Here is a 14,705-nt window from a genome sequence, read left to right on the forward strand (position 1 = left end):
ACAGGGTCACTGTGGCCACGGCCAGCCCGGCCCACCTGGCCACGCCGGCTGTGCCCGAACGCCTGCCCCTCACGGACGCACCGAGGAGTCCGCGCCGCCGCGACGTCGCGCGCCGCTTGGGCGGCCGGTCGCCGCCGTTGCCCACCGTTCCAGCCTAGACGCGGTCGCGCTGGAGCCTGCCACGGATCGAGGACCACCCGGCCGCCCGGCGAGCGCGAGACGCACCGGCCGGTGTCAGCGAGTCGGATCGGGGGCTGACACTCGCTCGTCGGTGGTGCTGAGGGTCGGCGCGCCGACGGCGAGGCCTTCCTCCGGTTCGGGCGCGGACGCGCGTGCCTCGGCGAGCGCCTCGGCCGGCACGTGCCGCTCCAGGAACCGGCGGGCCAGCCGCGTCGAGGGATGGATGCCGATCGCGGCGACGACGATGATCCCGGCGATGAGCAGCCAGCCTCCGGCACCCCAGTTCATCGCGAGGAACGTGTAGAGCGCGGGAGCCCAGACCCGGCCGAGGGTCCCGCTGAGCTCGGCGGCGCCCTGGTAGGCGCCGCGTTGGCGTGGGTCCATCAGCTCGGCCTCGAACGACCAGCTCGCCGCAGACAGGTACAGCTCGGCGCCGGTCACCGTGACGTGCCCGAGCCAGACCAGCGCGATGGTCACCCAGCCGACGGTGTCGTGCGTCGCCAACGTGATGAGGCAGGACACGACGAAGAAGCCGGCCGAGAGCCGAATGGCCTTGAGCGCCGTCGGGATGTCCCTGACCCCGCGGGAGGTCACCATCGGCAGGAAGATGCACATGACGGTGTTGGTGCCGAAGAGGAACGCCAGCAGCACCCGCGGCGCGTCCGTCTTCTCGACGAGCCACAGCGGGATGACGACGTTGAGCAGCACCTGGTTGGTCCAGAACACGCCGCCGAAGAACGTCGTGAGGAGCCACCCCGGGTTGCGCAGCGGGCCGGGTCCGGAGACCTTCACCTTTCGGTCCTCGGCGCTGCGTTCGTCATGGGCCGCCTTGGGGAGGCGGATGATCGCGGCGGCGTTGACGAGGAAGGCCACCGACGTGAACCACGGCAGGGCGTGCAGGACGTCGTTGGAGTGGAACGCGAGGGCGACGCCGCCGAGCATCGAGCCGACCGTGAAGCCGACGTTGAGCGCGGAGTACATGTACGCGCGCGACCGCACCCGCTCGTCCGGCGGGAGGACGTCGATCGTGTACGCGCCGTACGCCGCGCCGCCGAGCGCGCCGATGACCTCCATGCCGACGGCCATCACGATGTAGCCCTCGAAGCCGTTGATGAGCGGCCAGAACGCGAACATCACCGCCTGCCCCGCTGCACTGACGGCCCACATCCTCTTGGGCCCGAAGCGGTCGACGAGCTTGCCCATCGGCAGGGCAGCGAGGAACGCCGCGACGCCCGCGATGGTGAGGCCGAGACCGACCTGAGCGGCCGAGAGCCCGACGATCTGCGTGAAGAACACCGCCGAACCGGTCATGAAGGTGCCCTCGCCGAGGGCAAAGAGCAGCGACTGGACGGACAGCCGTCCCGCCAGCGGCGACGGCGGGCGGGCGTGACGGAGGACGGCGTCGAGAACCACCCGAGGATTCTGCAGACCCGGACGGCAGGTGTCACCGCATTTACCCCCTCCCGTGCCGAAGGAGAGGCGGCAGCCGGCCCGGTGGTTCCGGCGCGGCACGCCACCGCGGCCGCTCGCCGTAGAGTTCCTGGGTCGGTTCCAGTCGAGAGGAGCGCGCCATGGACGATGCCGTCTCCGGGAGCGAAGCCACCCGGGCCGCGTTGAACCACAGCCAGCTCATCGATCTCACGACGACCGGCCGGCGAACCGGTCGACCTCGGCGCATCGAGATCTTCCTGCACCACGACGACGACCAGCTGTTCATCACGGGCCTGCCGCGGGCCGATCGCACGCGGGACTGGATCTACAACATCGACGCCGATCCGCACGTCGTGATCCACCTGAAGCAGTCAGTGGTCGCCGACGTGCCCGCGACCGCGCGAGTCGTGACCGACCCTGACGAGCGCCGTCCGTACATCGAGGCGGCCGCCAGGCGCTGGCGTCGCACGGACGTCCCGGAGATGCTTCGACACAGTCCGCTCATCGTGCTCACCGTCGACGACTCCGGCGACCGCGGGCCTGGCCGATAGAGGCCCAGGCGCGAGAGGACGGACGACGTCCGCACGCCGGAACCGCGACAGGCTCGCCGCCTTCGCCGCGGCGTCGTACCGTGAACCGGTGGCCAGTGTGAGCGTCCGGTACATCGTCGACGACATCGATGCCGCGATCGCGTTCTACCGCGACCGGCTCGGGTTCACCGAGGTGATGCACCCCGCGCCGACGTTCGCGATGCTCGAGAACGGTGCGCTGCGCCTGGTGCTCAGCGCCGCCGGGGGCGGTCCGGGCGGCGGCCAGGCGATGCCCGACGGGACCGCCCCGACCCCCGGTGGCTGGAACCGCTTCTCGCTGCAGGTCGACGACCTCTCCACGCTCGTCGAGCGACTGCGCGGCGAGGGCGTGAGGTTCCGCAACGAGATCGTCGAGGGCATCGGCGGGCGGCAGATCCTCGCTGAGGATCCGGCGGGGAACCTGGTCGAGCTGTTCGAGCCGACGCGGGACGAGGCGCGGCTCGGTCCGAGCTAGGCCAGTCAGCTGGGGTGCACGCGTCCTACCCGCTCGTCGGCCAGACGGGGCCCTGGTCGGTCCAGGTGACGCCCTTGTTGTGGCAGAGGCAGAACGGGTGGCCGACGGGATCGGTGTAGACGCGCCAGCCGTGGCCGTCGGCGCCGATGAAGTCCTGCTTCAGGATCGCGCCGAGGGCCAGGACGCGGCTCTGTTCCGCCTCGATGTCGTCGACCTCGAAGTCGAGATGGAACTGCTTGGGGTGCTCGGCGTCGGGCCACGTCGGGGCGCGGTAGTCATCCACCCGGATGAAGGCCAGGTCGATCTCGCCGAACCGGATACCGGCCCAGCTGCCGTCGCTGCCGCCGTTGACCGGCCGGCCCGTCACCTCGGAGTAGAACGCCGCCAGCTGCATCGTGTCCGGGCAGTCGATGATGAAGTCGGTGAGTCGCAGCACCCGTGCGATCTTGCCACGAGGCAACCGGATCGTGACGGCCGATGCGCCTTCTTCGCCCGGGTGTCACGGCCTGTGCACGCGGCCGGTCAGGCCCTTCCGGTCACGCCTCGTGGGGGGCCGACGGACGCCATGGCTCGTGCTGGTGCGAGAGCCAGACCTCTTCGGGGGCGAGTGCCCGGACCAGTCGCTGGCCGTCGGTGCGCGGGTCGTCGAGCTCGTCGAAGAAGACCGCCGTGTCACCCGCGATGACGATGGAGCGGTCGCCCGTCTCGACGACGACGACCTGCGAGCCTCGCGTGTGGCCGGGCGTCGGAACGAGCCGGATCCCCGGCAGCAGCTCGAGGGTGCCGTCGACGGGCACGTACTGCACCCCGGGCGCCTCGACCCACTCGCGGATCGTGTAGTCGTCCTGGCTCCGCGCGTCCTCCAGCTCCACGCGTTGGACGTAGACCGGCTTGCCCGGGAAGAGGTGGTTGCCGCCGCAGTGGTCGAAGTGCAGGTGCGTGTTGACGACGACGTCGATGCCGGCCAGGTCGAAGCCGGCCTGCTCGCTCAGTGGGGTCAGGCGAGGATCCATGTCGTCGACCGCCGGGTGCAGCTGCGTCATGCCGGTGTCGACCAGCACGCGCGCGTCGGGATGGTCGATGACGTGCACGTAGACCGGCATCCTTTCGCCCTCGGCGAGCAGCTCGGCGACGAGCACCGGCGTGACGGTGGCCGTCGAGCCCTCGCGTGCCGGTCGCTCGGCCTTCTCGGTTCGTGGATCGTCCATGGAGGAGAGTCTGGGGCAGAGCGGCCGACGGCGGTGGCTCTGCGGCAGGCCGTTTCATCACGCGTCACTCGTCGCCCGTACTCCGTGCGGGCCTGGACGTGTTGCAGGACCTTGTGCTGGAGTCGGTCAGGACATCGAGACGGGAGCCGATGAACCATGGCAGACCTCAGCGACCTGGCGGCCGCCGAGCGACGAGACCTGGCCGACTACCTCGACACGCTGACGGCAGCGGAATGGAACCAGCCATCCTTGTGTCCCGGCTGGTCGGTGCGCGACGTCGTCGGCCACATCGTGAGCTACGACGTGCTGAGCTGGCCCCGGTTGCTGGCGATGACGGCCCGCTCGGGCTTCTCCCTCAGGCTCGCCAACCAGCGTGGCGTCGAAGAGAGCCGACGGCTCGGCACCGACGAGCTCGTGGCGCGGCTTCGCGCGCACGTCGTTCCGCGGGGGATCACCACCGCATTCGGGTGCGCCGTCGCGCTGACCGATGCCCTGATCCACCAGCAGGACATCCGACGGGCACTGGCTCACCCTCGCGACGTCCCTCGAGAGCGACTGGTCGCAGCGCTGAGCTTCGCTCCCCGCGCCCGTGCCCTACCCGCACCGGCCAACATCCGCGGGCTGCGCATGGTCGCCACCGACCTGCCGTGGGCCCATGGGACCGGGCCGGAGGTCCACGGCCCGGCCGAGGCGCTCCTCGTTGCGCTCGCCGGGCGTCCCCAAGCCCTGCAAGACCTGCACGGACCGGGACTCGACGCCCTCGCAGGCAGGGTGAACACATAGGGCCAACCTGTCGACGCCGCAGCCGAGGAGCACGCCGATGTCCGCCGGTTCCCGCCTGACCTGACCGGCCTGCGACCCGGTCTCGGACCGGAACGCCTACGTGGTGGGCGCCCAGGCGGGCGCGATGTCCCGGTGGTAGGACCTGCCGGCGAGTCTGCTGAGCAGAAAGGTCACCGGGGCCGGAATGGCCGAGCGGAGGTAGGTGCGCTCCGCCTCGGGCATCCCGTCCTGGATCCACGCCATGAACCGGCCCGAGACGGCGAGGGATGCGGGTCGCAGCTGCTTCTCGACGGCCTTCCACTCGGGCGTCCCGAGGTGCGGCAGCAGGAGCGGCTCGAGGTCGTTCTCCTCGTGATGCAGGTGTCGCTCGACGACGTCGTTCGCCTTCAGCACGGCGTCCCTGGCGGCATGGGCGTCGCCGGCGGACCCGCTCGAGGCGTAGGTGTCCATGGCAGTGCGGGCACCGGCGAGTGCGTCCGCCATGGCCTGATGCTCCGTCTCCATGACCTCGACCAGCTCCGTGGCCCCTTGCACCTTGGCCAGGAACGGAAAGACGTGGGTGTCCTCGCCCTCGTGGTGGTGCTTGAGCTGGTCGTGCAGGTGCGCGTAGGCCACCTGCAGCTGCCGGGCGCGGACCCGGTCACCGTCGGGGGCGGTGGCGAGGGCGGACTCGAGGCGAGCGAGGTCGCGACGCACCGCCGCGTGGATGACACGATTCATCGTCATGGGACCTGTCATGGTCGAGACCATATCCAGCCGCACCTGACGCGAGTGCCGGAACCGGCGCGGCCACGGCCGAGCTCGGGGGACCACCTACCGCACCGCCCCAGCGGCGGATCGACCGAGCCTTGCCGCGGTCTCTCCGGCCTAGGCGTCGCGGGGACCGCGTTCGTCCCTCGCGCTGTTGGGGTGGATCGTCTCTCCCCGGGCGAGCATGGCCACGAACTGCTCGATGCGTCGCCTTCGGGTCTCGGCCCGCTTCGCCGTCTCGACCCGGTAGAGGATCGCGTAGCGGTTTCGGCTGTTGAGCTTCTCGAACATCGCCCGCGCGGAGGGATCGGAGTCGAGGGCTGCGGCGAGGTCGGTCGGCACCTCGATGCTCGCCGGTCCGGCGTACGCGGCGTGCCAACGGCCGTCCGCCTTGGCGCGCTCCACCGCGGCGAGTCCGGACGCGTGCATCCGCCCTTCCGCCATGAGGCGCTCCACGATGGCGACATTGCGCTGTGACCACCCGCTGCGCCGGGTGCGGGGCGTGAAGCGCTGCCGGTAGCTGTACTGGTCGCCGCCACGGATCTGCCCGTCGATCCATCCGTGACAGAGCGCCTCGTCGAGCGCCTCGTCGTAGGTGAGGCTGGTGGGCGCGGCCGCGCCCTTCTTCGCCAGGGTCAGCCACACCCCGCGGTCATCACCGTGGTGGTCGTCGAGCCAGGCGCGCCATGCGGCGCCGTCCGCGACCGTCAGGGCAGGCAGCTCGTCACTCACGACTCCAACCTTCGCACGGGCCCAGAGGCGGCAAGCCATCCGTGACAGCAGCCCGCACGTGTCATCGCGGCGCCGTCCCCGCCGTGTGCGCTGAGTTCCCCAAAACCGGAACAGCCCTCGACGGACGGAGCACACTGGACGTGACGAAGCGGGTGCATCGTGGTCGAGCGCCGATCGGCCCAGGTTCAGGTGGCGTCGGCTGGAGGAGTCATGAAGCGAACCCGTGCGCTGTGGTCGGCAGTGGTCCTGGTGGCGGCGGCGGTGCTCGCCGGCCCACAGGCCTCGTCAGGGAGTTCGAGCGGGCCTCTGGATCCACTCTGTGAGAGGCATGCGACGCTCTGTCCCGACCCGAGCTCCCGGCAGGACTACGAAGGCGGCTACGTCGGCCACGACGAGCCGGCCCTGCTCTTCTACTCGACCCGAGCCGGCTCGGGGAACTCGGCCACCTGGCAGCTGCGGCTTCCGCATGAGGCGCCCACACTGCCGAGGCAGGACGGCACCGGCGGCACGTGGAACTTCCAGCGGAGCGTGGCGTTCTGGTTCGGCATGGACCTGTGCGAGACACAGAGCTACCCCAACCCGGGCGTTGCCTGCACCCCCGACTCGGACAGCAACATCAAGACGAGCAGCGACCACTCCGCACCCGACTGGATGGGCAACCACGTCGGGACCGGCTTCCTGGAGCTGCAGTTCTACCCGCCCGGATGGGTGCCTGAGCCGAACGTGTCCTGCGACCCGACGAAGTGGTGCGCGGCCATGGTGGTCTTCGGTCTCTCCGCAACCCGGACCCAGGTGAACAACGCCGACTGCCTGGACCGCGCCGGTGAGGAATGGGCGGACTTCGCGTTCATCACCAGGAGCGGCACGCCGCAGGCACCACCGGACCCGCTCAACGCCACCCTCGCGACCTTCACGCCCGACCCGGCGCAGGTGCTGTACATGGACGCCGGCGACACCCTGCAGATCTCGATCCACGACTCGGCGGCCGGGCTGGTGAACTCCATCACCGACGTGACGAGCGGGCAGAGCGGGTCGATGACGGCCAGCATCGCCAACGGCTTCGCACACCCGCTGTTCCAGCCCTCGGCGGTCGGCTGCACGGAGGAGCCGTACGCCTTCCACCCGATGTACGCCACCTCCAGCGAGCAGACGCTGGTGCCCTGGACCGCGCACACCTACAACGTCTCCTTCTCCGACGAGATCGGCCACTTCGAGTACTGCGACCGCGCCAACACGCTGGGCAGCTGCGTCAACCCCGGCGTCGGGGAGACGAAGAAGGACGTCGACGACACGGCCTGCTTCAACGCCACCGAGTCGCTGCTGGCGCCCGTCGGTGGCTGCATCGCCACCGACCGTGACTTCGACGGCACGTCGTACCAGCGCGACTGGTCCGGCACGCTGGCCGACCCCGCCCAGGACCGGCTGGTCCACTCGGGCTCCTTCCAGCTCACCAGCCCACAAACCGACGGGCACAACTACAGCCGGATGGCATTCGAAGCGGACATGCCGGCCATCGAGCCGCTGTCCGTGTGCGCCTTCGACGGCGCCGGATGCGTCAACCCACCACCGGGCGCGCAGTTCTACCCCATCTACTCGACCCGGTCCGGGCCGAACGGCGCCTGCGCCTGGCAGGAAGGTGGCACGTTCATCCCCGGCACCACGAACACGTTCGGCGGCACCTCGACGTCCGAGTACGGACCCGAGCTCGCCACTTACTACCCCGGCGATCCAGGGTTCCCCGAAGGCACGTTCGTCGACAACTTCCGCACCGTGCTGCCTCGCAACCCGTGCCCGAGCAGCGGCCAGCTCCCGTGAGGCACGACGTACACGACAGCCGTGTACTGCACCCGCGCGGCACGGCCCCTGCCATCAGCGGCGGCCGAGGCCGAGCGGCCTCGTGAAGACCTGCTCGCGTTCGGTCGCCTCCGTCAGGTCGTGCCGGCGTGCCACGAGCAGGGACTGCACGTCGACGAGGCCGAGGACGTCGCCGCCCTCGCCGAGGACGGCGGCGCCGCCGTGGCCGTGCTCGGCGAAGACGTAGGCGACGTGTCGCAGCGTGTCGCCCGCATCGACGACGTGGTGGCCTCCGTCGATCGCGAGCCGGCGCGCCTCTTCCAGCGCCTCGGGCGAGGTGCGCATGACGTCGGAGGCGAAGAACGTCTCGAGCGGGTCGGTGGTGTAGTCGCGCGTCAGGTGCAGTCCTCGGCGGGCGATCTTCTCCGTGAGGACCGAGCGCTGGAGGATGAGGACGGAGACCGCGTACGCCGCCGAGGATGCGATGAGCAGGGGCAGCAGCGCATCCCAGGCGTGCGTCAGCTCGAGGGTGAACACGACGCCCGTCAGTGGCGAGCGCATGACGCCACCGACGACCGCCGCCAGGCCGAGCATGGCCCAGAACCCCGGGAACACGCCGGGCAGGACGAGCCCGACCGCGGCCCCGAGCGCGCCACCGATCATGAAGACCGGGGCGAGCACGCCCCCGGACGTCCCGGACCCCAGCGACAGCGACCAGATGAGGGTCTTGACGACGAGGATACCGACGATGAGCCCGGTGGTCGCCCGTCCGGTGAGCAGCTGGTCGATGACGTCGTAGCCGACGCCGAGTGCTCGCGGCTCGACGAGCCCGCCGACGCCGATGACCAGACCCCCGAGTGCCGGCCACCACATCCAGTGCAGGGGGAGCCGACGGAACAGGTCCTCGGCGAAGTAGACGAGCCACGTCGCGCCGAGGGCCACGAGGGCGCCGCTGAGGCCGACGAGGGCGCTGAGCGCCTCGGCCGTCCACGTGATGGAGACGCCGCCGGTGGGTACCGGGAAGATCGCGCGGGTCCCGATGAGTGGTCCCCGTACGGCCGTCGCGACGGCGACCGCGGCGACGACCGGCACGAAGCTGCGTGGCCGCCACTCGAACAGCAGCAGCTCGACCGCCAGGAGCACGGCGGCGAGGGGGGCGTTGAAGGTGGCGGCCATCCCGGCCGCGGCACCCGCGACGAGGAGCGTCTTGCGCTCGTCGGCGGTGAGCCGAAGGTGCTGCGCGAGGATCGAGCCGATGGCGCCACCGGTCATGATGATCGGTCCCTCGGCGCCGAACGGCCCACCCGACCCGATGCTGACCGCCGCCGAGATCGGTTTCAGCACAGCCACTTTCGGCTCGACCCGGCTGCCGCGGATGAGGATCGCTTCGATCGCCTCGGGCATGCCGTGCCCGCGGATCTTCTCCGACCCGTAACGGGCCATGAGGCCGATGACGAGGCCGCCGACCACTGGCGCGAGGAGCACGAGCGGCCACGGGTGGTGCGTCGCACCGGGCGCCACGAGTGAGGTGTCGAGCCGCTGGTAGAAGACGACGTTCGTCGTCAGGCCGATGAGCTTGAGCAAGGCGTACGCCGCGAAAGCGCCACCGGCCCCGACCGGCAGTGCCCACGCGGCGATGACCAGCATCCGCGGGTGGACGTTGAAGTCCCCGAGCTCCACCTTGGCCCCGGTCACAGCGGCACCGGGCCGGTCAGGTCGTGGTGGCGTCGGCGGAGACCGTCGTGCAGCGCGTTGAGGCTGTCGGTGAGCGAGCCGAGCGCCTCGGCGTCGAGGCCCCGGAGGACGCGGGTCAGCTCACGAGAACGCCACGCGAGCACCGCGTCGATGACCGTGTCGCCGTGCTCGGTCAGGGCGAGCAGCACCCGGCTGCGGCTCGCCGGGTCGCCGGTGCGGGTGACGTGTCGCGACGCGACGAGCCGGTCGGCCAGGCGCGTGATCGACGAACCGTTGACCCCGAGCACGGTGGCCAGTCGGGTGCACGACGACTCTCCCTCGTCGCGCAAGGCGAAGAGCAGCCGCATCTGCGGCAGCGACACGTCCCCGACCTCGTCGACGCTCCGGACCGCCAGCCCGAGCAGGTCGCGGGTGATCTGCTGCAGCGCGGCCACGGTGGCGGCGGTGGCTTGCTGTTGCATTCGACAAGTCTTGCAGAGAGCAAGGAGCCGGTGTCAAAGCCGTCTCGACACCGGGCCGGCCGGCCGACGGGGCAGGCGGGTGTCGAGGTGATCGACGGTCGGGTGGCAGCACCACGGTGCGCGACCCCGGCGACGGAGGCCGGGCCTCAGGGCCAACGGGCCGTGAAGTAGGCGACCACCAGGGCGCACAGCGAGACGCCCACCAGCCACGCCCCCACCTGCGTCTCGGTGGTGCGCCGCGCCGAGACGTCCTGGCCGGACCGCCCCGGCCCGGGAAGGGACCCCCACACGATCAGACCGATGCCCACCACGAGCAGCACGCCGACCCCGGTCCAGAAGAAGGTCATCGCCCGCCCCCCTCGTCGACCCGGGCACACGGGCGGTGGCGCCGGCCGCTCCCGACCGGCGTCATCACGCCCCGGAGGGCGCGGTCGACCGCCGGGCGATCGTCAGGCCGTCGAAGGCGGTCAGGACGACGGCCTCGACGCGGTCGTCGGAGGCCACGAGGTCGTTGAAGTCGCGCAACGCGGTCGTGTTCGTATCGGTCACCTCCGGATCGGCGATCCGGCCGCTCCACAGGACGTTGTCCGCGAGCAGCAGGCCTCCGGGCCGGACGCGCGGCACCAGCTCTTCCCAGTAGGCGGCGTACCCGGGCTTGTCCGCGTCGATGAAGACCAGGTCGATGTCCGCCGTCGCGGGCAGTGCCCGCAAGGTGTCGATCGCGGGTGCGATCCGCAGCTCGATCCGGTCGGCAAGACCGGCCGCGGCCCAGGCCTGCTGCCCGATCTGGGTCCACTCTTGGCTGACGTCGCAACACAGCAGTGAACCTCCCTCGGCCAGGCCCCGGGCGATGCACAGGCTCGAGTAGCCCGTGAACGTCCCCACCTCGACCGCCCGACGCGCCCCGACCAGCCGGGCGAGCATCGTGAGGAGCTGGCCCTGGTCGTCGCCGATCTGCATGCCTGCCGCGTCGCCGAGCTTGGCTGTCTCCGCCTGCAGCTCACGCACCACACGGTCGGGACGCCAGGTCCCATGAGCCACGGCATAGGAGCGGATCACGTCGGTCACCGGGAAGCTGCGCATGCTCGGACGCTACGCCTCCTGCCACGCGGTGCGGCACCCTCACGGACGGTGCCGTGACCCAGGGCTACCTCATGACCCGGCCGCGCCATGCCGCTTGTCGGCCGGGGCGGGCGTGGGTTCCTGGGCCGAGCGATCGAGGTCCCACAGCTCCAGCGCGCGCTCGAAGGTCGGCTGCGGTCGCCGCACCGTGCTGCTTGCCGGGGAGGCGCACCTCCTCGTGGATCCCTCGCGCCACTCCCACGATTCGCGCGAGGTCGACCCTGGCACATCGGGAGAACTCCTCCAGCTCGCACTGGAAGCCGCGACGTGCCGAGGGCAGAGTGGAGCCGTGCGGATCGCGGCAGACCGGGGAGAAGAGGCTGGGGCCGCGGCATGAGCCGGCGACGGTCTGCTGCCGTTGCGGCCCTCGTCGGGGCGGTCTGTCTCTACGCCGTCGTCAGGATGCTGACGACCCCGGAACGGCCGGTCCGTACCGAGATCCTGCAGGGCGCGCTGGTGGGTGTCGGGCTGGCCGTCGTCACCGTCGAGATCCTCGCGAGGGTCAAAGCCGTCAAGGTCAACGGCTGGGTCACGATGCCCGGATGCGGTGTCCCCGGGAACGGCTTCCTGTCGCGGGCCGCGGCCACGTGGGTGTTCCCGGGTCCGGTCAACGTGCCGGAGGAATCGGTGTACTGGACGACGCAGGCCGATGAGTCGGGTCGGCCGCTGAGCGGCCTCCACAGCTACGTCGTGCACTTCCCGGCGGGCGGGCTCCCACCCAACGACGCGTTCTGGTCGCTGACGATGGGCGATTCTCGGAACCGCTTCGTCCCCAACCCGATCGGCCGGTACAGCGTGGGCGACCGCTCGGGGCTGGCGCCGAACGCGGACGGGTCGGTCGACATCCACATCCAGAGCACCGTGCCGGTGGGCCGTGAGGCCAACTGGCTGCCTGCTCCCTCGGGCAGGTTCACCCTCTGGCTCCGCGTCTACCTTCCTGGCCGGGCCGTCCTCGAGGGCCGGTATGCCGTTCCGCCCGTGACCCGGGCCTCGTGAGCCCTGCCATGCAGCTCGAGCACCTCCTGCCCTTCGCCACAGCCATGGTCGCGGCGTGGTTCCTTGCCCTCTGGTTCTGGCCCCGCGTGCTGTTGTCCGTGTTCAAGCGGGCCATCCTCGTCAGCGGGTTCGGCGGCGGCCCGATCCCGGTGAACTCGCTCTACGTCCAGTCCCAGGCCTCGTTCGCCGACCCGGTCGGCACGACCACGGGTTCGACACTGGCGACCACGGGCGTGAACCGGGACACGCTCATGTCCGCCGGCTGGCTGGACCTGCGAGAAGGGCCCCGGCTCCTGCACGTGCCGGACGCGGCTGACCGCTACTACAGCGTCCAGCTCACCGACCCGTCCACGAACACGAACTTCGCCTACGTCGGCACCCGCACGACAGGCAACCGGGCGGGCGACCACCTCATCACCGGGCCACACTGGACGGGCCCGCTCCCGAGCGGGACGACGCGAATAGCCTCACCCCACAACGCGGTTCTGATCTTCGTCCGCGTGCTCGTCCACGGGGACAGCGACCTGCCGTCCGCCCACCACCTCGCGACCCAGATCGTGCTGTCAGGACCGCCGACCCCCTCCGGAGAGTCCGAACGACCGCCGGGGTCGTGAGGGCGCCTCGACCCCTCAGGGAAGGTGTCGGTCCAGACGTCGCAGCACAGGCCCGAGGAGCGGCCAGTGCTGCAGCCCGGCGCGCATGACCAGGCCCCGTGCGGCGGCGACCGACCTGCGGGCGAGAGCGCCTGGGGTCCGCATCCCCTCTTCGGCCGTGGCCCGGGCGCGGCGGGACAGCCAACGCGCGCACCCGGCGCAGACGCCCACTTCCGGGTGGGACCCGAGCCGAGTCAGGTCCTGCTCGTCGAACGGCTTCCCGCAGCACCAGCAGCTGGGGCGCTGCACCTGCTCGCGCTCCTGCGCACTAACCGCCATCTGCCCATCGTCACCCCTCACCGACCGGGAGACCAGAGGCGTCGACCCCGAGGCCGAACCGTTCACCGGACCGACATCCGGAGTTGGGTGCGGCCGGTAGCCGTCAGGCATGGACTTGGACCCGACCATCCAACGCGTGAAAGGCGTCTCATGACCACCTCCCTCAACCGCCGTGGCTTCCTCAGAGGCACGGCCGCCACCGGCCTGGGCATCGCGATCAGCGGCAGCATCGACGTTCTCGCCGGAGGAGGTAGCGCCCTGGCCGCCCCGCGGTCGTCGGTCGGGTACGGGCCGCTGGTTCCTGACCCCAAGGGCCTGCTGGCCTTGCCGGCGGGGTTCTCCTACCGGATCGTCACGCAGAGTGGGGTGACGCCGACCGTCGACGGAGTCCCGACGGCGAGCGACCCGGACGGCACGGGCGTCTTCACCCGCGGCAACGGGTCGACCCTCGTCAACAACCACGAGATCGGTGGCAGCGAGCCCTTCGGGGTCCCGCCGCTGGCCGGGCTCACCTACGACGAGGGCGCCCGCGGCGGCACGTCGAACATCGACGTGGACGCGGATGGCACCCGCATCCGCGAGTACACGAGCGTCGCCGGCACCCACAACAACTGCGCCGGGGGCGAGACGCCGTGGGGAACCTGGCTGACCTGTGAGGAGACGGAGCAGAGGATGGGCGGCCGCTACCTCAAGGACCACGGCTACGTCTTCGAGGTCGACCCGAGCAGCCAGGAGGCCAACCTCGGCAAGAGCCCGGTGCCGCTGAGGTTCCTCGGCCGGTTCTCCCACGAGGCGGTCGCCGTCGACCCGACCACGCACACCATCTACGAGACGGAGGACGCCGGCGGCCCCAACGGCCTGTACTACCGGTGGACGCCCCCGGCAGGGTTCACCGGCGGCAAGGACGCCCTGCGCGAGCTCGCGCTCTCCGACGGCGGCGACAGGGCCGGCGAGCTGGAGGCGATGAGCTGCTACCGCGGCGACACGCACATCCCCGACCTGTCCCTCGCGACGCAGGCGGGCACCCGCTACACGGTCCGGTGGAGACCGGTACCCGACCGCGAGGCCCGGACGACCTCGGTGCGCAAGCAGTTCGCGGACGACGAGATCACGCGCAGCCGCAAGCTCGAAGGAGCGTGGTGGGGCGACGGCGGCGCCTACTTCGTCGCCAGCTTCGCGCGCAGCAGCGACGGCATCGCCAACGAGCACGACGGGCAGGTGTGGTTCTACGACCCCCGGACCGAGACCGTGACGCTGAAGACGATCTTCGCCGTCAACCCCGACCCGGACGTCGACACCGACAGCTACGACGGCCCCGACAACATGACGCTCTCGCCCTACGGCGGCATCATCATGGCCGAGGACGGCGAGGGCATCCAGCACCTCGTCGGCGTGACCGACCAGGGCAAGTCCTACCCGTTGGCCCGCAACGACCTCAACGACAATGAGTTCACCGGCCCGGCCTTCAGCGCCGACGGCAAGGTGCTCTTCGCCAACATCCAGTCGCCCGGGTACGTCTTCGCGATCACCGGTCCGTGGGCGCGTCCGAGCAACGCCGAGGCCTGACCCTCCCGGCC

16 protein-coding genes are annotated in these 14,705 nt (G+C 70.9%); 7 read left to right on the plus strand and 9 right to left on the minus strand.

Going from position 1 to position 14,705, the window contains the following annotated elements; genetic code table 11:
• Window positions 1-234: 234 nt before the first annotated feature.
• Window positions 235-1,593, minus strand: coding sequence for an MFS transporter (locus tag ACR9ZK_RS05655; RefSeq protein WP_481340909.1), 1,359 nt, complete (start codon window positions 1,591-1,593; stop codon window positions 235-237).
• A 158-nt stretch (window positions 1,594-1,751) separates the two neighbouring features.
• On the opposite strand from ACR9ZK_RS05655, the gene ACR9ZK_RS05660 reads away from it, so the two are divergent.
• Together ACR9ZK_RS05660 and ACR9ZK_RS05665 are read left to right on the plus strand one after the other, a co-directional pair.
• Window positions 1,752-2,162, plus strand: coding sequence for a nitroreductase family deazaflavin-dependent oxidoreductase (locus ACR9ZK_RS05660; RefSeq protein ID WP_481340910.1), 411 nt, complete (start codon window positions 1,752-1,754; stop codon window positions 2,160-2,162).
• An 88-nt stretch (window positions 2,163-2,250) separates the two neighbouring features.
• The gene (locus ACR9ZK_RS05665; protein ID WP_481340911.1) at window positions 2,251-2,655 is read left to right on the plus strand and encodes a VOC family protein; all 405 of its coding nucleotides are present in this window, start codon (window positions 2,251-2,253) and stop codon (window positions 2,653-2,655) included.
• A gap of 25 nt (window positions 2,656-2,680) precedes the next feature.
• On the opposite strand, the gene ACR9ZK_RS05670 is transcribed toward ACR9ZK_RS05665, so the two are convergent.
• On the minus strand, window positions 2,681-3,091 hold the full coding sequence (locus ACR9ZK_RS05670) for a VOC family protein (protein ID WP_481340912.1): 411 nt from the start codon (window positions 3,089-3,091) through the stop codon (window positions 2,681-2,683).
• Window positions 3,092-3,191: 100 nt separating this feature from the next.
• A complete protein-coding gene (locus tag ACR9ZK_RS05675) occupies window positions 3,192-3,863 on the minus strand; it encodes an N-acyl homoserine lactonase family protein (RefSeq protein WP_481340913.1) in 672 nt (223 codons plus the stop codon).
• Window positions 3,864-4,019: 156 nt separating this feature from the next.
• Between ACR9ZK_RS05675 and ACR9ZK_RS05680 the strand changes: the two genes are divergently transcribed.
• Window positions 4,020-4,646, plus strand: coding sequence for a maleylpyruvate isomerase family mycothiol-dependent enzyme (locus ACR9ZK_RS05680; RefSeq protein ID WP_481340914.1), 627 nt, complete (start codon window positions 4,020-4,022; stop codon window positions 4,644-4,646).
• A 96-nt stretch (window positions 4,647-4,742) separates the two neighbouring features.
• Here ACR9ZK_RS05680 and ACR9ZK_RS05685 read toward each other — a convergent pair whose 3' ends face one another.
• A complete protein-coding gene (locus ACR9ZK_RS05685; RefSeq protein ID WP_481340915.1) occupies window positions 4,743-5,384 on the minus strand; it encodes a hemerythrin domain-containing protein in 642 nt (213 codons plus the stop codon).
• A 129-nt stretch (window positions 5,385-5,513) separates the two neighbouring features.
• A complete protein-coding gene (locus ACR9ZK_RS05690) occupies window positions 5,514-6,128 on the minus strand; it encodes a YdeI/OmpD-associated family protein (RefSeq protein ID WP_481340916.1) in 615 nt (204 codons plus the stop codon).
• Between the two features lie 210 nt (window positions 6,129-6,338).
• On the opposite strand from ACR9ZK_RS05690, the gene ACR9ZK_RS05695 reads away from it, so the two are divergent.
• Window positions 6,339-7,943 carry a hypothetical protein gene (locus ACR9ZK_RS05695; protein ID WP_481340917.1) on the plus strand — a complete coding sequence of 535 codons (1,605 nt, stop codon included), beginning with the start codon at window positions 6,339-6,341 and terminating at the stop codon, window positions 7,941-7,943.
• A gap of 54 nt (window positions 7,944-7,997) precedes the next feature.
• Here ACR9ZK_RS05695 and ACR9ZK_RS05700 read toward each other — a convergent pair whose 3' ends face one another.
• The 4 genes from ACR9ZK_RS05700 to ACR9ZK_RS05715 form a co-directional block, all read right to left on the minus strand.
• The gene (locus ACR9ZK_RS05700) at window positions 7,998-9,617 is read right to left on the minus strand and encodes a chloride channel protein (RefSeq protein WP_481340918.1); all 1,620 of its coding nucleotides are present in this window, start codon (window positions 9,615-9,617) and stop codon (window positions 7,998-8,000) included.
• A complete protein-coding gene (locus tag ACR9ZK_RS05705) occupies window positions 9,614-10,078 on the minus strand; it encodes a MarR family winged helix-turn-helix transcriptional regulator (protein WP_481340919.1) in 465 nt (154 codons plus the stop codon). Before ACR9ZK_RS05705 ends, ACR9ZK_RS05700 begins: the two co-directional genes overlap by 4 nt.
• Before the next feature lie 146 nt (window positions 10,079-10,224).
• A complete protein-coding gene (locus ACR9ZK_RS05710) occupies window positions 10,225-10,425 on the minus strand; it encodes a hypothetical protein (protein ID WP_481340920.1) in 201 nt (66 codons plus the stop codon).
• Between the two features lie 64 nt (window positions 10,426-10,489).
• Window positions 10,490-11,161: an O-methyltransferase gene (locus ACR9ZK_RS05715; protein WP_481340921.1), complete on the minus strand. Its 672-nt coding sequence runs from the start codon at window positions 11,159-11,161 to the stop codon at window positions 10,490-10,492.
• Window positions 11,162-11,533: 372 nt separating this feature from the next.
• Here ACR9ZK_RS05715 and ACR9ZK_RS05720 point away from each other — a divergent pair, with 372 nt between their 5' ends.
• From ACR9ZK_RS05720 to ACR9ZK_RS05730, 3 genes are all read left to right on the plus strand, one after another.
• Window positions 11,534-12,196, plus strand: a complete 663-nt coding sequence (locus ACR9ZK_RS05720) for a DUF1214 domain-containing protein (RefSeq protein ID WP_481340922.1) — start codon at window positions 11,534-11,536, stop codon at window positions 12,194-12,196.
• Window positions 12,193-12,810 carry a DUF1254 domain-containing protein gene (locus ACR9ZK_RS05725; protein ID WP_481340923.1) on the plus strand — a complete coding sequence of 206 codons (618 nt, stop codon included), beginning with the start codon at window positions 12,193-12,195 and terminating at the stop codon, window positions 12,808-12,810. Before ACR9ZK_RS05720 ends, ACR9ZK_RS05725 begins: the two co-directional genes overlap by 4 nt.
• A gap of 468 nt (window positions 12,811-13,278) precedes the next feature.
• Complete coding sequence (locus ACR9ZK_RS05730) at window positions 13,279-14,694, plus strand: alkaline phosphatase PhoX (protein ID WP_481340924.1); 1,416 nt, start codon at window positions 13,279-13,281, stop codon at window positions 14,692-14,694.
• Window positions 14,695-14,705: the final 11 nt, after the last annotated feature.

It is taken from the genome of Monashia sp. HAY1-5C, from assembly GCF_056755255.1.